The organism is Vibrio sp. 2-1-2a (genome assembly GCF_032648565.1).
GTDB lineage: Bacteria > Pseudomonadota > Gammaproteobacteria > Enterobacterales > Vibrionaceae > Vibrio > Vibrio diabolicus.
Genome location: NZ_WBOH01000002.1, coordinates 174,268 through 193,623 on the forward strand (window position 1 = coordinate 174,268; position 19,356 = coordinate 193,623).

16 protein-coding genes are annotated in these 19,356 nt (G+C 44.3%); 8 read left to right on the forward strand and 8 right to left on the reverse strand.

Annotated features, from left to right (window positions below):
- Positions 1-93 precede the first annotated feature (93 nt).
- Together cmk and sohB are read right to left on the reverse strand one after the other, a co-directional pair.
- The gene (cmk, locus tag F7Y48_RS05435; protein ID WP_005397113.1) at positions 94-774 is read right to left on the reverse strand and encodes a (d)CMP kinase; all 681 of its coding nucleotides are present in this window, start codon (positions 772-774) and stop codon (positions 94-96) included.
- A gap of 208 nt (positions 775-982) precedes the next feature.
- On the reverse strand, positions 983-2,044 hold the full coding sequence (sohB, locus tag F7Y48_RS05440) for a protease SohB (RefSeq protein ID WP_005385819.1): 1,062 nt from the start codon (positions 2,042-2,044) through the stop codon (positions 983-985).
- 254 nt (positions 2,045-2,298) lie between these two features.
- Here sohB and F7Y48_RS05445 point away from each other — a divergent pair, with 254 nt between their 5' ends.
- The 4 genes from F7Y48_RS05445 (at position 2,299) to F7Y48_RS05460 (ending at position 8,377) form a co-directional block, all read left to right on the forward strand.
- Positions 2,299-3,045 (forward strand): YciK family oxidoreductase, encoded by a 747-nt coding sequence (locus F7Y48_RS05445; protein ID WP_006743161.1) that lies wholly within the window; start codon positions 2,299-2,301, stop codon positions 3,043-3,045.
- A 129-nt stretch (positions 3,046-3,174) separates the two neighbouring features.
- Complete coding sequence (gene imuA / locus F7Y48_RS05450) at positions 3,175-3,867, forward strand: translesion DNA synthesis-associated protein ImuA (RefSeq protein ID WP_065646082.1); 693 nt, start codon at positions 3,175-3,177, stop codon at positions 3,865-3,867.
- Between the two features lie 4 nt (positions 3,868-3,871).
- A complete protein-coding gene (locus tag F7Y48_RS05455) occupies positions 3,872-5,275 on the forward strand; it encodes a Y-family DNA polymerase (RefSeq protein WP_065646083.1) in 1,404 nt (467 codons plus the stop codon).
- A 27-nt stretch (positions 5,276-5,302) separates the two neighbouring features.
- Positions 5,303-8,377, forward strand: a complete 3,075-nt coding sequence (locus F7Y48_RS05460) for an error-prone DNA polymerase (protein ID WP_258506691.1) — start codon at positions 5,303-5,305, stop codon at positions 8,375-8,377.
- A gap of 75 nt (positions 8,378-8,452) precedes the next feature.
- Here F7Y48_RS05460 and F7Y48_RS05465 read toward each other — a convergent pair whose 3' ends face one another.
- Both F7Y48_RS05465 and F7Y48_RS05470 read right to left on the reverse strand, forming a co-directional pair.
- On the reverse strand, positions 8,453-9,406 hold the full coding sequence (locus tag F7Y48_RS05465) for a chemotaxis protein CheV (protein ID WP_048625753.1): 954 nt from the start codon (positions 9,404-9,406) through the stop codon (positions 8,453-8,455).
- Between the two features lie 368 nt (positions 9,407-9,774).
- Positions 9,775-10,992 carry an ROK family protein gene (locus F7Y48_RS05470; protein WP_005398213.1) on the reverse strand — a complete coding sequence of 406 codons (1,218 nt, stop codon included), beginning with the start codon at positions 10,990-10,992 and terminating at the stop codon, positions 9,775-9,777.
- Positions 10,993-11,404: 412 nt separating this feature from the next.
- On the opposite strand from F7Y48_RS05470, the gene pyk reads away from it, so the two are divergent.
- Positions 11,405-12,847, forward strand: a complete 1,443-nt coding sequence (gene pyk / locus F7Y48_RS05475) for a pyruvate kinase (RefSeq protein ID WP_005398214.1) — start codon at positions 11,405-11,407, stop codon at positions 12,845-12,847.
- Between the two features lie 120 nt (positions 12,848-12,967).
- On the opposite strand, the gene F7Y48_RS05480 is transcribed toward pyk, so the two are convergent.
- Together F7Y48_RS05480 and F7Y48_RS05485 are read right to left on the reverse strand one after the other, a co-directional pair.
- Entirely contained in the window at positions 12,968-14,119 is a 1,152-nt protein-coding gene (locus F7Y48_RS05480; RefSeq protein WP_005398215.1) for a patatin family protein, read from the reverse strand.
- Between the two features lie 44 nt (positions 14,120-14,163).
- Positions 14,164-14,256, reverse strand: coding sequence for a YnhF family membrane protein (locus tag F7Y48_RS05485; protein WP_005372970.1), 93 nt, complete (start codon positions 14,254-14,256; stop codon positions 14,164-14,166).
- Between the two features lie 127 nt (positions 14,257-14,383).
- On the opposite strand from F7Y48_RS05485, the gene F7Y48_RS05490 reads away from it, so the two are divergent.
- The 3 genes from F7Y48_RS05490 to F7Y48_RS05500 all read left to right on the forward strand — a co-directional run bounded on the left by F7Y48_RS05490 (position 14,384) and on the right by F7Y48_RS05500 (position 17,103).
- On the forward strand, positions 14,384-14,974 hold the full coding sequence (locus tag F7Y48_RS05490; protein ID WP_258506693.1) for a porin family protein: 591 nt from the start codon (positions 14,384-14,386) through the stop codon (positions 14,972-14,974).
- Between the two features lie 570 nt (positions 14,975-15,544).
- Positions 15,545-17,011: a sodium-dependent transporter gene (locus tag F7Y48_RS05495; RefSeq protein ID WP_258506695.1), complete on the forward strand. Its 1,467-nt coding sequence runs from the start codon at positions 15,545-15,547 to the stop codon at positions 17,009-17,011.
- A complete protein-coding gene (locus F7Y48_RS05500; protein WP_005372963.1) occupies positions 17,008-17,103 on the forward strand; it encodes a MetS family NSS transporter small subunit in 96 nt (31 codons plus the stop codon). The genes F7Y48_RS05495 and F7Y48_RS05500 overlap by 4 nt, the downstream gene beginning before the upstream one ends.
- A gap of 63 nt (positions 17,104-17,166) precedes the next feature.
- On the opposite strand, the gene F7Y48_RS05505 is transcribed toward F7Y48_RS05500, so the two are convergent.
- Together F7Y48_RS05505 and ptsG are read right to left on the reverse strand one after the other, a co-directional pair.
- Positions 17,167-17,568 (reverse strand): hypothetical protein, encoded by a 402-nt coding sequence (locus tag F7Y48_RS05505; RefSeq protein ID WP_005396996.1) that lies wholly within the window; start codon positions 17,566-17,568, stop codon positions 17,167-17,169.
- Between the two features lie 210 nt (positions 17,569-17,778).
- Entirely contained in the window at positions 17,779-19,209 is a 1,431-nt protein-coding gene (gene ptsG / locus F7Y48_RS05510; protein ID WP_006743155.1) for a PTS glucose transporter subunit IIBC, read from the reverse strand.
- Positions 19,210-19,356: the final 147 nt, after the last annotated feature.

Genomic DNA, 19,356 nt, shown 5'->3' on the forward strand with positions numbered 1-19,356 from the left:
AATTAAACTTCCACGGGTATCCTACCGCATGGGGTTATTAAATTCGCCAGTCATCATCCTTGCGACCAACGCTCTTAGTCTAGCCGAGTATCATTACTCAGCTAGCTTCGATTCGATATATTGTAGTGCCTTTTCTACTACTTCGTCGATAGTCATCGACGTAGAATCTAGCACAAGCGCATCCTCAGCTGGGCGTAATGGCGCCACTGGGCGGTTACGATCTCGGTCGTCACGCTCTTGGATCTCGCTTAAAAGGTCAGCAAATTTAACATCTAACCCTTTCTCTTGCAACTGTTTAAGGCGTCGATTTGCACGCTCTTCTGCGCTCGCATCAAGGAAGATTTTCGCTTGTGCACTTGGGAATACAATTGTGCCCATATCACGACCATCAGCCACTAGGCCCGGAGCGGCCTCAAATGCACGCTGACGACGTAATAATGCTTCACGAACACGTGGCAGAGCCGCAACTTTAGATGCTGCCATACCCGTTTCTTCTTTGCGAAGCTCCCCTGACACATCTTCGCCTTCTAGAACGACCTTAACTAAGTCACCCTCTGCGATAAATTGAACGTCTAGGTGTGTTGCCAGTGGGACAAGTGCGTCTTCTGACTCTGTGTCGACACCGTGGTGAATCGCAGCGAGTGCAAGTACACGATAAATTGCGCCAGAATCTAAGAGTTGGAAACCCAACTTTTTCGCCAGCAACATACATAAAGTGCCTTTACCTGCACCACTAGGTCCATCTACGGTTACAACCGGAGTTTGAGAGGACATGTTCTTCTCCACCTATAGTTTCTTTTCAGCAATTTGCTCGGTTTTCGAGGCGCGCATTATACGGGTAATCGCCTTTTGGAGCGAGGAAAAATGTCGTGTAAAGCATTACACCTAATGCGCAATTGGATTCATCAATAAACATAAGGTTCAACAAAAACGGCGAGAGCTTCCACCCTCGCCGTTTTAAATGTCATGATCTTAGGTTCGATTAAACAATCGGTTTTTGGCCACGCTCAGCTAACTTTAAGATCACACTATCAGCAACTTTGCCCGCGACACCTGCTAGCTTGTCTGCCAGTTTTTTCTTCTGCACATAATGCACAGAAAGTACGGTTTTATCTTTGCATGCCGCAACAACGATATCATCAGATGTACTAATATCATCCACCAAACCAAGCTCTTTCGCTTGTGTACCGAACCAGTGCTCACCTGTGGCTACTTTGTCTAGGTCCAAACTAGGACGACGCTCGCGAATGAAGTCTTTAAACAAGACATGTGTTTCTTCAAGCTCTTGCTTAAACTTATCGCGCGCTTTATCGGTATTCTCACCAAACATCGTTAGCGTGCGTTTATATTCACCCGCGGTTAGTTGTTCGTACTCAATGTCATGTTTCTTCAACAGTTTGTTGAAGTTAGGAATTTGCGCGATAACGCCAATAGAGCCCACAATTGCAAACGGTGCAGAAACAATCTTATCTGCGACACATGCCATCATGTAACCGCCACTTGCCGCAACTTTGTCAACAGAGATGGTCAGAGGAAGACCCGCAGCTTTGATTCGGTCCAGTTGAGAAGAGGCAAGGCCGTAACCATGAACCATACCACCGCCAGATTCTAAACGAAGTAATACTTCATCACCTTCACGTGCGACAGCCAAAATAGCAGTGATCTCTTCACGTAGAGACGCGACTTCTTTTGCGTCTATGCTGCCGTTGAAATCAAGAACGAATAGGTGTGGTTCACGCTTGCTATCTAATGAACCGTCTTTGCTCGCTTGTTTGATCTCTTTTTCACGAGATTTGTTTTTCTCTTTCTCTTCTTTCTTGACCGCTTTATCTCGAGCCTTGATGAAAGCATCGTCATGTAAATGATGTTCTAACTGCTCAACAGATTGTTTGTGTTGCTCTGAAAGGTTGGTAATCTCTAACTCCCCTTTCGCCGCACCCGATTTGCCACCAGCCGATTTTGCAATAATGAGCAGAACAATTATCGCAGCAACCACCGTGATAATTTTGGCCAGAAACAGACCATAATCTAATAAAAATTCCAACGAGAGCTCCTTTATCTCATTTCAGATGACGTTAGTATGTTACGCAGAAACATCAGCGAGAAGGCAGCGCGGTTTGTAACCACTTGTTCTGATTGATAGCATACCTAACGAAAGTTCTGGAATTGGTATAACACATGAATTGGTGTATTGTAACCATCTTGTCACGATTACCAAGATTTTCCATTGAGAAACAGGCGTTTTTTAGCGTCAATTAACTATCATGGACCCTCTTACAATAATAAGGATTTATCGCCGTGAACTACTCCGTTTCAGCTGATGCTCTAAAAGGTAAAGTCATTCTTGTTACTGGCGCTGGTAATGGCATCGGCCGTCAAGCCGCACTTTCTTATGCCGAGCACGGTGCAACTGTTATTCTCTTGGGTAGAAATGTGCAAAACCTTGAATCTATCTATGATGAGATTGAAGCCGCTGGCTACCCACAAGCTGCTATCATTCCTCTGGATCTCAAGGGCGCAACTAAGCAAAATTACATTGATATGGCAGAGACAATCGAAGGACAGTTTGGTCGTTTGGATGGCCTATTACACAACGCAGGTGTCTTGAGTTCGCTGTGTCCATTTGATCAAATCAAAGAGGAAGATTTCGACGATATCATGCAGATCAACGTGAAAGCAGAAGTGTTAATGACTCAAGCACTACTGCCTGTGATGCGTAAATCAGAAGCTGGGCGTATTATCTTTACCTCTTCGACCGTCGGCCACTCTGGTCGCGCTTTCTGGGGGCCATACGCTATCTCTAAATTTGCCGTAGAAGGCATGATGCAAGTTTTGGCTGACGAGCTGAGTGATACGCCGATCCGTGTTAACGCAATTAACCCTGGTGCAACTCGTACTCGCATGCGTGAAAAAGCATACCCGGGTGAAGATGCAAATACTCTCAAAACGCCATTGGATCTCATGCCGCTATATTTGCACTTAATGGATCCAGCGGTTACCGATGTGAATGGTCAGTGCATCGACGCTCAACCTAAGCGTAAATAACGAATTCAGGTTACCTCACATAATCGATTGAAAAGGCAGCAAACGCTGCCTTTTTTCATTTCTCTCTTCATAAAAATCTTGCGACTTTCTGCCATAGAAATATACTGTACATATATACAGGTATTTATTATGCACGATATTATTCAGCACTTAAAAAGCCAGCACCTTGTTTGGCAAGCAAATTTAACGAAAACAGATCCTCAGCAGTTGCGGACTAGTTCCGGGTTTTCTGAATTAGATGATTTGCTCGGCGGAGGCTTTCCACCTCATGGCGTAGTGGAGATGGAATCTATTGGTAGTATTGGTGAATTGCGTTTGCTCGCTCCTTATTTAAAAGCCACTCAGACCAATGGTGTGACTGCATTTATTCAACCTCCCGCGTTAGTGAATTCTCTGTTCTTACACTACATCGGTTTGAATATAAACCAAGTGTGGGTCGTTAATCCAACTCACCCCAAAGATGCTCTTTGGGCTGCAGAGCAATGTCTGAAAAGTGGGGTATGCAGTAATGTTTTGTTATGGCAAGAAGAGCTTGAAATACATCAAGTGAAACGCTTACAGGTAGCGAGTGAACAAGGTACTTGCCCTCTTTTTATGCTTAAAACAGAGACTATCAACCGCTTGTCTTTGCCTGTATCACTCAGTTTAAAACTGAAAGGTGACGAGCAAGGGATTAATGTTGAAGTACTAAAAAGGAAAGGAGGCTGGAATAGAGGTAGTGTTAGTATCGGCTTCCAACACCATTACCCGCAACTGGTAATGCCAAGCACGACTCACATTCCATCAACGGTGGTCAATTTCCCATTGGCGAACCAAGGTTAGTGGTATGGCTTTATGGATTTACTTGCACTTCCCTCGCCTACAGCTAGACGCACTCTTTGGTGATAACCAAAATCAACCCGTGGTGATTGTAGAAAGCCAACGTTGTCAGATCATTCAATACAACGGCATTGCCGAGCAACAAGGTATTAAGCCTGGTATGGGCTTAGGCAGTGCTGCGTCCTTGTGTCGAGATTTACAAGTGCATCCTTATCATCCACAAACCGAATTAAATAAATTACAAGAGGTAGCTCAGTGGTTGTATTTGATCACATCTGACGTTGTGTTGATGCCAAACCAAGGCATTTTGCTGCGTGCCACACCGATGCTCACCCTATATGAAGGGTTGGACAATTACTGGAATAAAGTCAGTGCTCACTTAACTAAACTGCAGTTAAGCTTTCAATTTGGTTGTGGTTTTTCACCTTTGTCAGCCAAGTTAATGGCATTGGCAGGAGCAAATGTTCTTAGTGACGACAAATCTCTTATCGAACAAATGTTATTCCCATTACCTCTGCCTCTAACCGATTTATCGATCTCTATGGTTGAAAAGCTGCACCGCGTGGGCGTTACTTCCTTAAAAGGGTTACTTGAACTGCCATTGCAAGACATCGCACGACGCTTTGATATCGATTTGGTGAACTACGTTGGTCGACTGACAGGGCAGTTCAAGCATCCTGTAGACTTTTATCACCCGACCGAATCCTTCCAAGTTTATTTAGAGCTGTTATTTGAGCTCGAAAACGTCCAGTGGATTGAAAAGCCGCTGGCCAAGTTACTTCGTCAACTCGAAACCTTTCTTAAATTAAGAGATAAAGTCGCTTTTGAGCTGTGTTTAACACTCCACCAGCGTGAGAAACAAGAGCAACACCTTCAACTCACTTCTGCGCAAGGTGATTACCTATGTCAGCGTTGGCAGCAGTTAGCGAGTTTAAGCTTAGAGTCACTCTCGCTCAATGGCCCAGTCACAGGGCTAACGTTAAAAGTCGTCCGTCAAGGTGAGCCTCTTAGTGCATCACGCGATCTCTTTGCTGGGCAAAAAGGGAACATGAATGCTTTAGAACTGCTCTCTTTACTGCAAGCTAAATTGGGGAAAAGTGCCGTGTTAAAACCCAACATCGCTTGCGATCCTAGACCAGAAAAGGCCAGTCAGTATCGCCCTGCTGATGCTCCAGATGAAAAGGAGCACGCCATACCATCCATACTACGCCCCGCAATGCAATTGCCCACTCCCATTGCATTGCAAGAGCAAGTCTCTTTGGTCCACGGACCTGAGCGAATCGTTTCTGGATGGTGGGATGGTGATGAGATCATGCGTGATTACTACATTGCACACACCAAGCAAGGCCGCTGGTTATGGATATTTCGCGATCAGCACAAGCACTGGTTTCTTCATGGCTATTTTTGTTAAATCGACAGTTATTTTTGTTGGATCATTATGAGTTACGCGGAACTATTTTGTCAGTCTAACTTCTCTTTTTTGACTGGGGCTTCTCATGCAGAAGAACTGGTACTCCAAGCTGCTTTCCATCGCTATCAAGCTCTAGCCATAACTGATGAATGTTCGGTCGCGGGCGTTGTCAAAGCCCATGCGACCATCGAACAACATAAACTCGATATCAAACAAATCGTTGGAAGTATGTTTTGGTTAAATGATGAATGCCAAATCGTACTGCTTTGCCCTTGTCGCAAGGCTTATGCCGAGTTGTGTCGTATCATCACAAACGCAAGAAGACGAAGTGAAAAAGGCAACTATCAACTGTTCGAATGGGATTTGATGTCGATTCGACATTGCTTGGTATTGTGGCTGCCCACACATCAAGAGAGTGACCACTATTGGGGACGCTGGCTCAATCAACACCACGCTAATCGTTTGTGGGTAGCGATTCAGCGCCATTTGAGTAACAACGATACTGAGTACATTGCGCACTGCGAGCAGTTAGCACATGAATTTCAATTACCTATAACTGCCTGCGGAGGCGTTCTCATGCATGATGTTGAACGCTTGCCATTACAGCATGTACTTACCGCTATAAAGCATGGGTGTAGCGTCGATAAACTCGGTTTTGATCGTATTTCGAATACAGAACGAGCGCTTCGTCCTTTTAAAAAACTGGTTCGGATTTACAAACCAGAATGGCTGGAAGAAAGTACTTACATCGCCGATTTATGCGAGTTTAAGCTCTCCGATTTAAAATACGAATATCCTACCGAGCTGATCCCAGATGGTTATACACCCGACTCTTACTTACGTATGTTAGTCGAGCGTGGTAAAAAGCTGCGTTTTCCTGAAGGCGTGCCAGCAGAAGTCAATCAAACCATCGAGAATGAACTTGCGCTTATTCAAGAGCTGAAATACCACTACTACTTCCTTACCATCCACGACATCGTAATGTTCGCGAAACAACAAGGCATTCTTTACCAAGGTCGAGGTTCCGCCGCAAACTCTGTGGTGTGCTATTGCCTGGAAATTACCGCCGTCGACCCTCGACAAATCGCAGTCTTATTCGAACGATTTATCAGTAAAGAACGTAAGGAACCACCGGATATTGATGTGGACTTTGAACACGAGCGCCGTGAAGAGGTTATCCAATATATTTACAAAAAATATGGCCGTGAGCGTGCAGCACTTTCTGCAACAGTGATCAGCTATCGCTTTAAAAGTGCCGTGCGTGAAGTCGGTAAAGCGCTAGGGATTGAAGAGACCCAACTAGATTTTTTCATTAAGAACGTTAATCGCCGAGATCGCAGCCAAGGCTGGCAAGCTCAAATTATTGAACTTGGCTTACAACCAGAATCTCTCAAAGGGCAGCAGTTTATCCAATTGGTCAACGAGATCATTGGCTTCCCACGCCACTTATCTCAGCACGTGGGTGGCTTTGTAATTTCATCTGGCCCTTTATATGAGTTGGTACCTGTTGAAAATGCCTCGATGGAAGATCGCACTATCATTCAATGGGACAAAGACGATTTAGAAAGCTTGAAGCTATTAAAAGTCGATGTGCTCGCACTCGGCATGTTAAACGCCATCAGAAAGTGCTTTCAACTGGTCGAGAAACACCACCAGCGATCCCTCTCTATTTCTGAGATCACTCGCCGACAAGATGATCCACACGTGTACCGCATGATCCAAAAAGCCGACACGATAGGCGTATTCCAAATTGAATCTCGTGCACAAATGAGCATGCTCCCTCGCTTAAAGCCCGCTTGTTATTACGATTTAGTGATTCAAATTGCGATTGTTCGTCCAGGCCCTATTCAGGGTGATATGGTGCATCCTTTTTTAAAACGGCGTGATCACAAAGAGCCTGTCAGTTATCCATCGGAAGAAGTAAAAAGCGTTCTTGAGCGGACTATGGGCGTCCCAATTTTCCAAGAGCAAGTCATCAAGCTAGCCATGGTAGCAGCTGGGTTTAGCGGCGGCGAGGCCGATCAACTCCGTAGAGCGATGGCATCATGGAAAAAGAATGGCGATCTCGCTAAATTCAGGCCAAAACTGATCAATGGTATGCAAGAGAGAGGTTATGACTTAGCGTTTGCTGAGCGCATTTTCGATCAGATTTGCGGCTTTGGTGAGTACGGCTTCCCTGAAAGTCATTCAGCGTCTTTCGCAGTGCTGGCATATTGTTCTGCATGGTTAAAATATTATTACCCAGCAGAATTTTACACAGCACTGTTGAACAGCCAACCAATGGGGTTTTATAGCCCATCGCAATTAGTACAAGATGCCCGCCGACATGGCGTCGAAGTATTGCCGGTGTGCGTCAATCACTCAAAATATCAGCATCATCTCGTCTCACGCCCGAATGGCAGGCTCGGCGTGCAACTTGGTTTTCGCTTGGTGAAAGGCTTTAACGCAGAAAGTGCGCAAAGGCTTATTGAGCGCAAACCACTTAATGGTTACCGCTCGATTCAAGAAGTAAAGCAGATATTAAGAAGCCGAAGTGACATTGAATTACTGGCTTCAGCCAATGCATTTCAGATCCTATCGGGGAATCGTTATAACGCACGCTGGGCAGCAATGGATTCCTTATCTGACCTACCATTGTTTCACAAGGTCGAAGAACCCGGTGTTAGCTACCAAACTCAGCCCTCTGAATATGAAAATTTAATTGAGGATTACGCGAGCACAGGACTATCTCTTAGCCGCCACCCGATTAAATTATTAGAAGAAACGGGCAAACTCCCTCATTTTACCCGCATGAGGCAATTGGCAGAGAAACCGCATAGGTCATTGGTCACAGTGGTAGGCGTGGTAACGGGAAGACAATCTCCAGGCACCGCCGCTGGCGTGACATTTTTTACGTTAGAAGATGACACAGGCAACATTAATGTGGTCGTTTGGCAAGCGACAGCACGAGCCCAAAAGCAAGCGTATTTAGGCGCTAAAGTATTAATGGTGAAAGGCATTCTTGAAAGAGAGGGGGAAGTCACGCACGTTATTGCTGGCAAGTTGATTGATTGCACGCACTATTTGAATAATCTACAAAGTAAATCTCGCGACTTTCATTAGTACAGAGATATTAATAAGCGAGGCGTTAAAAAATCAGAGGGAGAGCTGCTCCCCCTCTGATTTCACTATATCTAATCATGCACTTTTAGAAAGCATCTGGCGTAACCGGTCTTGAGCAACTTCAACCAGCAGATCCGGTTGGAATTTAGATATAAAGCGGTCACAGCCTACTTTTTGTACCATGGCTTCATTAAAGCTGCCGCTCAGAGAAGTATTCAACGTAATAAACAACTTAGACATACGTGGATCTTGGCGCACTTCATGAGTCAGTTTATAACCGTCCATTTCAGGCATTTCAGCATCCGTAATCATCATTAACAGCTCTTTTTCTACGTCTTTCCCTTCATCACACCAGCGTTTTAAAACCGTTAGCGCTTCTAGCCCGTCACGACATTCGATGATATTCATACCCAATTGAGAAAGCGTATCGCGAACTTGATTACGAGCTGTAGATGAATCATCCACAATCAGAACATTACGCCCGACCATTGCTTGGGCAAGTTCTTGATCCAGAATGTCCGCTGAAATCGTGACATCGTAATGCACGATCTCTGCTAAAACTTTTTCAACGTCAATAATTTCGACAATTTGAGAGACATCCCCCTCTTTGATTTGCGTGATAGCTGTGAGGTAATTCGAGCGACCAGACGTGGAAGGAGGCGGCTGAATTTCAGTCCATGCCGTATTAATAATATTCTTGACCGGACCGACTAAGAAGCCCTGCACCGTGCGGTTGTACTCTGTCACGATCAAATTTTCTTCTTCCGCTTCACCACGCAAAGCTGGGAAACCTATCGCGCCACGCAAATCAATCACTGGCACTGCTTCACCTCGTAAAGAAGCGACCCCACGAATGTTGTAGTGTGAGCCAGGAAGCTTGGTTAACGGTGGCAGCTTGATGACCTCTTTCACTTTGAACACATTAATCGCAAACAATTGGCGACTATTTAAAGTGAACAGCAGAAGCTCTAGTCGGTTTTCACCAACCAAGTTTGTACGCTGGTCAACCGTATTTAACACTCCGGACATACTACTACCTAAATTATGGATAATTCTTATTTACTCGAAATCAATACAGACACATTAAGGTTCTAAGCCCAAGTAACCTTAAGATATTTGTTTTTCGAGCATGGCTTGAAAGTACAACGGTTTTAGCGCATTACTTCCCTTCTATTTGTATCAGACACAAAGTCACTCTACACATTGAAAGCCATTTGGGTTTATTTACTTGAGCTTTTTAGGAAATTACATGAATGGCGCAGATATAGCAATGCAGCACAACTCAAATTCACCTTCTAGTAATAGGCGATCAAAAAGGGTGAGCTGTTAAGCCTCACCCTAAATCATCTAAAAATGTATAGGCTCGACACCTAATCACTTCATCATGTTTGAAGCAATTAGCCTTCCACAACCTTCATCAATAACTGACCATCGTACAACGCTTGCTTGATCAACGCGGCACCAGGCATTGTGGCTTGCTTATAGAAACGAGATTCCACCAGCTCAAGATCTTGGTGATAAACTGGTAAACTCTGCTCTTCGATACAGCGACGCACCGCAGGATAAAGTACATCTTTTGCTTGGTTAATCACACCACCGATCAAGATCTTCTCAGGGTTAAATAAGTTGATCACAATAGCAATTGCAGAGCCTAAATAGCGTCCAAGCTTTTCAATCACATCAACTGCCAACGGATCACCGTTCGCTGCCGCTTCACAAATGCTCTCAATACTCATTTCTTCTTGCTCAGCAAGAATAGAGTCTTCGCCATCAGCAATTCGTCTTACGACTTCTTCACGAATCGCTTGAGAACTGGCAACGGTTTCCAAACAACCAATGTTGCCACAATGACAACGTTTTCCATTTGGATCGATTTGAATATGCCCAAGCTCACCAATGTTGCCGTGACGGCCTTGCAAAACTCGCCCATCCAGAATGATGCCGGCACCTAAACCATGGTGAATAGAGATAAGAACGGAGTTGTCATTGTCTTGAGAATGGCCGAAAAGCTTTTCTGCTAATGCCCAAGCTCGCGTGTCATTGGCAATGAAAACTGGCAAGCCCGTTGCTTTATATATCTCTGGTCCAAGAGCAAGATTTTCGACATTGTAATGAGGCATTTGCAGCACGACACCTTGCTCTGAATTCACAAGGCCAGGCAGCGTAATTGCAATACTGGTAACACGGTCAAGTTGATCCGCGTAAGTTTGGAAGAATTCATCAATTTCGTAGAGCAGACGCTCAAGCACATCGTCTTGGTCACGTTCGTGTATCTCGATTTTAGTATCGATCAACACATCGCCACCTAGCTCATGCAGAGCAATAGTTAAATAACCTCGCCCCAAACGCATTGACAGAAATTGCCACCCTTCGTTGTTGACCTGCAAACCGACGGCAGGTCGACCACGACTCGTCGCTTCTTGTACTGTGGTTTCATGAATCAAGTGCGCTTCAATTAATTCTCGAGTGATTTTGGTGATACTGGCAGGAGCAAGCTCACTCTGCTTGGACAAATCAATTCGAGAAATAGGACCTTTTAGGTCAATTAGTTTATATACACGACCAGCATTGACCTGTTTGATATGATCAATATGGCCCGGTTGAGCCATGTACATCTTGCACTCCGAAATTCTATAACGAGACAATTTTTTTACTTTGCGAACTAATTGTGAAGTGAATTAATAAATCCCCGTGACAAGCATCACGTATAAACCTGTTTGTTTGTGTATTCAATCAAATAACGAAGAATCTACTCCTGTTAAATTGTTTGAAAAATAACTTATTTTTATTCACTAAATTATGAAGTAACTCCTGTTACACCAGCGCATTCTCATCAATAGGGGCTGAAACCTATGGATTATCTGTCTGTTTTACCGGGATTACTCTTAATGTAAACATTCTGTGCATATACTTATACTCAAGCAGCTTTAAGGTGTGGGCTCAGCAACGAGGCAGACCTTGAGAGCGATTGAGGAAAGTAAGGATAGAGTTCAAGTTACCTTTACACATACATTCATCGGAGAATCTATGACTTCCAAACTAAGACGAACAAAAATTGTCACCACGCTTGGTCCTTCAACGGATAAGGACAATGTACTTGAGGAGATCATCAAAGCCGGTGCAAACGTTGTCCGTATGAATTTCTCACATGGAACCAGTGAAGACCACATTCAACGCGCCAAAAAAGTCCGTACTATTGCGGCAAAACTTGGGCGTCAGGTCGCAATTCTTGGTGACTTGCAAGGCCCTAAAATCCGCGTATCGACCTTTAAAGACGGCCAAGTCATGTTAAATGTGGGCGATAAATTCACATTAGACAGTGATTTACCAAAAGGTGAAGGCAACCAAGAGTCCGTAGGGCTAGATTATAAAGAACTGCCGCAAGATGTGTCACCAAACGACATTCTGTTACTCGATGATGGACGCGTTCAACTGCAAGTCACCAGCGTCGAAGGCAATAAAGTTCATACACGTGTGATTGTTGGTGGCCCACTATCTAATAATAAAGGTATCAACAAAAAAGGCGGCGGACTGTCAGCCGATGCGCTCACAGAGAAAGATAAAGCCGACATTCTTACCGCCGCAGAAATTCAAGTGGACTACCTTGCTATTTCGTTCCCACGTAACGGCGAAGACATGCATTACGCTCGACGCCTAGCCAGAGATGCGGGCCTCGAAGCCATGCTGGTGGCCAAAGTCGAACGAGCAGAAACCGTCGCGACTAATGAGTCTATTGACGATATTATTCTCGCATCCGATGTGGTGATGGTTGCGCGTGGCGATCTGGGGGTAGAAATCGGCGATCCTGAACTTATTGGCGTCCAGAAAAAGCTGATTCGCCGAGCACGCAGCTTAAACCGCATCGTAATTACTGCGACACAAATGATGGAGTCCATGATTACTAGCCCGATGCCGACGCGTGCTGAAGTGATGGACGTGGCCAATGCGGTTCTAGACGGCACTGACGCAGTGATGCTGTCTGGAGAGACCGCAGCAGGTAAATACCCTGTAGAAACGGTCAAATCCATGGCCGAGGTGTGTGTGGGCGCAGAAAAGATGTCTGAGGCAAGCCTATCCACTTATCGCTTAGATCGCACCTTCGAAACCGCTGAAGAAACCATCGCAATGGCAACCATGTACTCTGCGAATCACATGGAAGGAATTAAAGCGATGATCTCGTTAACAGAATCTGGCAGAACAGCGTTGATGATGTCTCGCTTAAGCTCTGGCTTACCAATATTTGCCTTATCACGTAATGAATCCACGCTCAATCGAGCTGCATTATACCGAGGCGTGACACCGGTATATTTCGAGTCAAAAAGTGATGCAGGTTTACCGACAGCTCAAGCTGCGATTGCCAGCCTTAAAGAACAAGGATTCTTGCACAAGGGTGATTTAGTCATGATCACTCAAGGCGATGTAATGGATGTCGTTGGTTCAACCAACTGCATGCGAATTCTGCAAGCATAACCTTTATACCTAACCCTATTAACCACAGAGATTAGGTACGCACACGAATGAGGCTCCGAAACGGAGCCTCATTTATTTACACTTCACTTTGTATTTAGCGTATGTCGTTAATACAAAAGGTTATGCACTCTCTCTGCCATCAATTTCAATATTCAGTTGGTCATAGAGTTGAACCAGATTAAACCCCGCCTGAAGTCCGAGTTGATAATCATGCTCTAGTGATTCTTGGTCACTTAACAAAGAAGAAGAACGAAGCCCCTCTTTAGGCGCGATTTGTAAAATGAAAGTGTCGTCAGGTGGAGCAGATATAAAGGCCTGAGTGAGCTCAAATGTTTGATAGTGAATCATCAGCATGTCGGCTAAACCTGAGTCAAAATTCTCACCGATTAAATGGCTTAGACGATACAAATTATCAGCTCCGAACAACCAACGGCCTCCATTCAATAGCATTTTTCCGGCAAGCTTCGACTGATGGGCGGCATTAATTTTTTGTTGGAAGAACGAAGCCCAATCCAACTTCCATCGATTCACTTTTTGCTGCCATGATTGCTGCACCGAATTGATAGACTCTCGATACCATTCGACAGGTACATCCCCTACTTCACTTTGCGCTCTCGCTTCAATCTCCGAGAACGGTTCTGTTCGGATGACAATAATGTTGCGAGCATTCTGACGCCACGCTTCTTGAACAGGGATAGAAGCCGACACACCACCATCAACAAACTTATTGCCATTAACGTCGACAGGTCCGTGGTACAACTTAGGAATCGCGCATGTTGCTAACATGGTGTTAAACCACGTGTCACCCAAGATTGGTAAATATTGATCCGATAGCGTCTCCACATTTGTTACCGCTGCAAACGCACCTCGTCCTCCTAGTGCACTGCGGCCTAAATCAAGATCAAGCTTGTAAGGGAAATCTTGAATCCGCTCTAACGCCCACTCTAAACCCAAGTACTGCTGCTTTCGAATATAACGAAACAGATTAAAAAATTCGGGAGACGTTGTCAGCTCGGTAATAAAAGCTTTGCCCATACCGTGTTGACGACATAAGTAAGAGCATAAATTGAGTGCCCCAGCAGAGGTACCGTAGAATTCATCGAAAGGATCAAAGTTGGAAAGTAAAAATGCGTCTAATACGCCAGCGGTAAAAATCCCTCTCTGCCCTCCACCTTGCGTGACTAAAGCAGTTTTTCCATGCCTGAAATGCTCATAAACTTTGACATCAAGCTCAGTATGGCTTTCTGTGATTATACCGCTGTTACGTATCATAGGCTCACGCCATTTTGTTAAAACACTTGGTAAAAGTAGTTATCTTAAGCCGTTGTAATCGCAATGATGCCAAACGACAAAAGTACTGCAAAAACAGTCACCACGATGATTAATGCGGATTTTAGATCGTGTTCCATAAACACCTCCTTAATATGTAACAAATTAATAACACCAGTGTGAAATATGTTCAAGATTTGCTTAATTTAGTCGCGCAATTTTGACTAACCCATCACAATTAGCTTAGTCATAATAAGGAGATAGGACATGAACCAAAAACTCAGCTGGCTGGTAGGAAGCATACTGCTCAGCACCGCGGTAAGTGCACAAGCCAATATTATCGTTACTCCATTCATAGGCTATACAGGTGGCGGTCAAGTAGAAGACGAAAGTGGCAATACATACGACCTCGATCCCGCAGTGAACTACGCGCTTTCAATCGAGACGCCTTTTGAGAAAGGAAGAATTGGATTATTTTACTCCAACCAATCAACAGAACTTGAAAAGTTATCAAATTCGGCAGACATCCATTACCTGCAATTTCAAAGCAGCATGTACTACCCTGTTGCAGAAAACTGGCAAACCTATATTGGTGTTGGCTTGGGAGCCTCTTACGCCGATGTTGATTGGGTAGACAAAAAATACGGATTTTCGGCTAGCGCTTTTGCAGGGCTGGAATATGAGTTTTCAAAGAACTTTGCGTTGACAGCCCAATTGAGATGGTTAGGAACGGTCGTTGATAACGATACCTCTGGAGCCTGTACCCTACCTAATGACGGCTCAAACTGCATCATTAAGTTCGATACCGATTGGATGAACCAATTCCAATCAAATATTGGTTTTAGTTTCCGTTTCTAATTTTTTGTACACTTCACTTCGTAGGACTCGCCACAAAGAGTGCTGGGCGAGTCCTACACAAAGCAGATAGAAAATATCATTTAGACATCATCGCTTAGAAAAGTAACGAAGCATTCTCTAGCGGGGCGCGCAAAAGATAGCCGTACGCCCTAGTTCATCAAAATAGTTTTAAACACCAAGTCGATTATTGGATTCTAGTCATTTATTCCATACAACCAACCAATCCCCCACACAAAACCATAATCAAACTCAAATTTAACAAGATTAAAACTAGATAACGCATCTAAGTTAACATTTAGATTCTATTGCGCTAAGTATTATTAGAAGTTAGTCTGATTAGTGAAAACAGATAAATATTTCAGTTTTATCAAACACACATCAAAACTTTAAGATTAATAATCTACTTTCTCTCACAGTAACCAGAATATAGCTCTAGAAAATTATAATAAGCTAGAATTAAGGATAGAAAAGCTGATAGATAACAGCGGTCCTTTCTTCCAACAGTTTACGCAAATATTACTGTGTTACGGAGAGAGCTTCATTCCTCAGGGAGTCGTATAGGAGTCAAATATGAAGCGAGAACAATGGGGATCCCGAGCGGGATTCATCTTAGCAGCAGTCGGGTCTGCTATCGGTTTGGGAAACATTTGGCGTTTTCCATATATGGCCTATGAAAACGGTGGCGGCGCATTTTTTATTCCTTACATTTTCGCCATGATCACGGCCGGTATTCCATTTATGATCCTTGAGTTCAGTATGGGACAAAAGTACCGAGGCTCAGCACCAAAAACGCTAGCGAAAATTCATTCTAAATTTGAATGGCTTGGCTGGTTCCAAGTTGGTGTTGCAGCAGTTATCGCCGTTTACTATGTTGCAGTTATCGGTTGGTCAATTTCTTACTTTGGGTTGTCGTTCACTCAAGGTTGGGGAACCGATACAAACGCATTTTTCTTTAGCGAGTACCTAAAGTTAGGTGACAACTCACCAACAAACTTAGGCAGTATTCAATGGAAGATAGCCTTATCTATGGTGATTGCTTGGGCCATTACTTATACCGCCATTGCCAAAGGCGTGAAATCAGGGATTGAGCGCGCATCTAAAATCATGATGCCAATACTATTCTTGATGGTGATTTTTTTAATCGGACGTATGGTTTTCTTGCCAGGAGCTTTGGATGGCGTTAACTACATGTTTGAACCCGATTTCAGCAAAATTTGGGATGTGAAAGTATGGGCAGCTGCGTACGGTCAGATCTTCTTTACCCTAAGCATCGGCTTCGCGATCATGCTGGCTTACTCTAGCTATCTGCCAGAAAAATCAGACATCACGAATAACGCGTTTATGACCGTGTTGATCAACTGTGGCTTCTCCATCCTAGCTGGTATTATGATCTTCTCTGTCTTGGGTTACATGGCTCAAGAACAAGGTAAACCGCTAACAGAAGTGGTATCTGCAGGCGTTGGCCTTGCTTTTGTTACTTTACCTGCGGCAATTAACTTATTACCCGCACCATATATTCTTGGTCCTCTGTTCTTCTTTGCACTGGTGGTTGCTGGTCTAAGTTCGCACATTTCTATCATGGAAGCCGTAACCTCCGCCATCATCGATAAGCTAAAGTGGAGCCGAAAAAAAGCTGCAAACGTTGTAATCGGAACTGGTTTTGTGGTTTCTATGGCGTTCGCAACAAATGGCGGTCTATTGCTGCTAGACCTAGTAGACCACTTCGCAAACAACGTTGGCATTATGGTAGGCGGCTTGGTTGAGATTGTATTGATGGCGTGGCTATTGAAACGCGTACCTGAAGTACGTAATTACGTAAATGAGCGCTCTGATTTCTCTATTGGTCAATGGTTTGAGATCTGTTTACGCTTCGTAACACCGATTATGCTCGCCATTATCTTAGCGACTAAGCTTTATGCTTTATTTACTGAAGGCTACGGTGGTTATGATCTAACTGTAGGCTGGGCACTTATCGCCGCACTATTTATCTTTGGTCTAGTGATTAACGCAGTGAATCGCAAGGAGACAGCGAAATGACAATCAGCGCAATTATTATGATGGTTATTGGTTTAGGTATCACTTGGGGCGGCGCGGCCGTTTGTATCAAGCGAGCCATGGATAAACAATAGCAGTATTGCATTCCAAACAAAAAACGCCGGTAAATACCGGCGTTTTTTTATGTTTCTTTTATTCTAGAAACTGTATTTGATGCCAACGGCACCACCAAGTTGTAAGTCAGCACCTTTGTAAAGATCTAGCTCTGGGTGTATTTGACCATAAAGATCCCAGCCGCGTGATAAATCCCAGTTCACACCGAGAGGTACACGCACGCCAAACTCATCATCCCATTCATACCAACCACCAACGCCAACATACCAGGTCACAGGCATGTTTTGATCGAATGTTCCACGTTTAGCTATGTAATCAAACGCCATACCATCGTTACCGATAATGCCGCGATACTTATTATCTAACTCAACAACAACACTCAACTGTTGATCGACAGCCATACCAACAGACAAGTTCGTTGGCTCATTTGCCGCCATTGCGGTACTAGAAACTAGTCCTGCTAATAAAATTAATTTGCTCTTCATACACGTTATCAATTATTAAAAAAACATCATGCGTTATTCAAACATAGTGGTGTTTCAATATGTCAACGATGAGTAAGCGCGATGTATGAAAAGACTGGCAAAAGTAAAGATGAGTTTAGGATCACACTCAGAAAGCACTTTTAGCAATGGGAGAGGAACTAAAAAAGGAGGCCGAAGCCTCCTTTTATTCATTGTTATGAATGACGGTGATTAGCCGTGGTTACGGATCCACTCATCCATTTCAGTTTTTAGGTTGTCAGACTTAGTACCGAAGATAGCCTGTACACCACCTGCAACAACTACAACACCAGCAGCGCCAAGTTGTTTCAGTTTGTCTTGGTCAACAGCTGCTGTATCTGCAACCGCGACACGTAGGCGAGTGATACATGCGTCTAGACCAGTAATGTTAGCTTTACCACCGAACGCTGCAACCAGTTCACCACCCATGTCAGAGCCAGAAGTTGCTGCCGCACTTTCTGTTTCATCTTCACGACCAGGAGTTTTTAGGTCAAGTGCTGTGATTACGCCACGGAACACTACGTAGTAAATCACTGCGTATACTAGACCAACAGCAATCATTAGACCCATCTTCTGAGCGTTACCAGATAGAACTAGGAAGTCGATCAGACCGTGAGAGAAAGAAGTACCGTGTACAAAGCCTAGAGTGTTAGAAACAATGTATGCAGAACCAGCTAGTAGAGCGTGGATACCGTATAGTAGTGGAGCAACGAATAGGAATGAGAATTCGATAGGCTCAGTAATACCAGTTAGGAATGAAGTCAGTGCAGCTGACGCCATGATACCCATTACTTTTGCGCGGTTTTCTGGTTTAGCACAGTGAGCAATTGCGATTGCTGCAGCTGGTAGACCAAACATCTTGAACATGTAACCACCCGCTAGCTGACCGAAGCCATTACCAGCAGCACGAGATGCTTCATCAGCAACTAGGTAACAAGTTAGTACGCCGTTTTGAGCTTCACCAGCAGCGTTAACACAAGAACCAGCTTCGAAGAAGAACGGTACGTTCCATACGTGGTGTAGGCCGAATGGGATTAGAGAACGCTCTACAACACCGTAGATACCGAATGCTAGTTGTGGGTTTTGGTGCGCAGCCCAATCAGAGAATGCAGAGATTGCACCGCCAATTGGTGGCCAAATTACAGAAAGGATAACACCAAGGATGATCGCTGCAAAACCAGTGATGATAGGCACTGCACGCTTACCAGCGAAGAAGCCAAGATACTCTGGAAGTTGAATTTTGAAGAAACGGTTGAATGCCCAAGCAGCCACACCACCGACAAGGATACCACCTAGTACACCTGTATCGATTTTCTCAACACCCATAACACCCGCCATTACACCTAGCGTTGCAGTCATGATGCCGTAACCAACGATTGCTGCAAGACCAGCAACACCGTCGTTATTAGTGAAGCCTAGAGCTACACCTACTGCAAATAGAAGTGCCATTTGGCCGAATACTGAACCACCAGCTTGTTCCATAAGATTAGAAACGATCTCTGGAATAAAGCTTAGATGGGCAGCACCCACACCTAATAAAATACCTGCAACTGGTAAAACTGATACTGGAAGCATCAGCGCCTTACCAACTTTTTGCAGGTTAGCAAAAAGGTTCTTAAACATGTTTATGCTCCTGATAAATTTATAAGTATTATTTGGGCACTAACGGCACACCCCCGTAGCCTAAAGGTTAGCACCCAATGAAAATGTAACCACAACTGCATTATATTTTCCGGCTCTAAATATATATTGATGACCCTCAAACTTTCC

Bases quoted from the DNA above. Each gene is read 5' to 3' on its own strand.
- cmk (WP_005397113.1), bottom strand. From the start codon at position 774: ATGTCCTCTCAAACTCCGGTTGTAACCGTAGATGGACCTAGTGGTGCA.
- imuA (WP_065646082.1), top strand. From the start codon at position 3,175: ATGCACGATATTATTCAGCACTTAAAAAGCCAGCACCTTGTTTGGCAA.
- F7Y48_RS05455 (WP_065646083.1), top strand. From the start codon at position 3,872: ATGGCTTTATGGATTTACTTGCACTTCCCTCGCCTACAGCTAGACGCA.
- F7Y48_RS05460 (WP_258506691.1), top strand. From the start codon at position 5,303: ATGAGTTACGCGGAACTATTTTGTCAGTCTAACTTCTCTTTTTTGACT.
- F7Y48_RS05465 (WP_048625753.1), bottom strand. From the start codon at position 9,406: ATGTCCGGAGTGTTAAATACGGTTGACCAGCGTACAAACTTGGTTGGT.
- F7Y48_RS05470 (WP_005398213.1), bottom strand. From the start codon at position 10,992: ATGTACATGGCTCAACCGGGCCATATTGATCATATCAAACAGGTCAAT.
- pyk (WP_005398214.1), top strand. From the start codon at position 11,405: ATGACTTCCAAACTAAGACGAACAAAAATTGTCACCACGCTTGGTCCT.
- F7Y48_RS05480 (WP_005398215.1), bottom strand. From the start codon at position 14,119: ATGATACGTAACAGCGGTATAATCACAGAAAGCCATACTGAGCTTGAT.
- F7Y48_RS05485 (WP_005372970.1), bottom strand. From the start codon at position 14,256: ATGGAACACGATCTAAAATCCGCATTAATCATCGTGGTGACTGTTTTT.
- F7Y48_RS05490 (WP_258506693.1), top strand. From the start codon at position 14,384: ATGAACCAAAAACTCAGCTGGCTGGTAGGAAGCATACTGCTCAGCACC.
- F7Y48_RS05495 (WP_258506695.1), top strand. From the start codon at position 15,545: ATGAAGCGAGAACAATGGGGATCCCGAGCGGGATTCATCTTAGCAGCA.
- F7Y48_RS05500 (WP_005372963.1), top strand. From the start codon at position 17,008: ATGACAATCAGCGCAATTATTATGATGGTTATTGGTTTAGGTATCACT.
- F7Y48_RS05505 (WP_005396996.1), bottom strand. From the start codon at position 17,568: ATGAAGAGCAAATTAATTTTATTAGCAGGACTAGTTTCTAGTACCGCA.
- ptsG (WP_006743155.1), bottom strand. From the start codon at position 19,209: ATGTTTAAGAACCTTTTTGCTAACCTGCAAAAAGTTGGTAAGGCGCTG.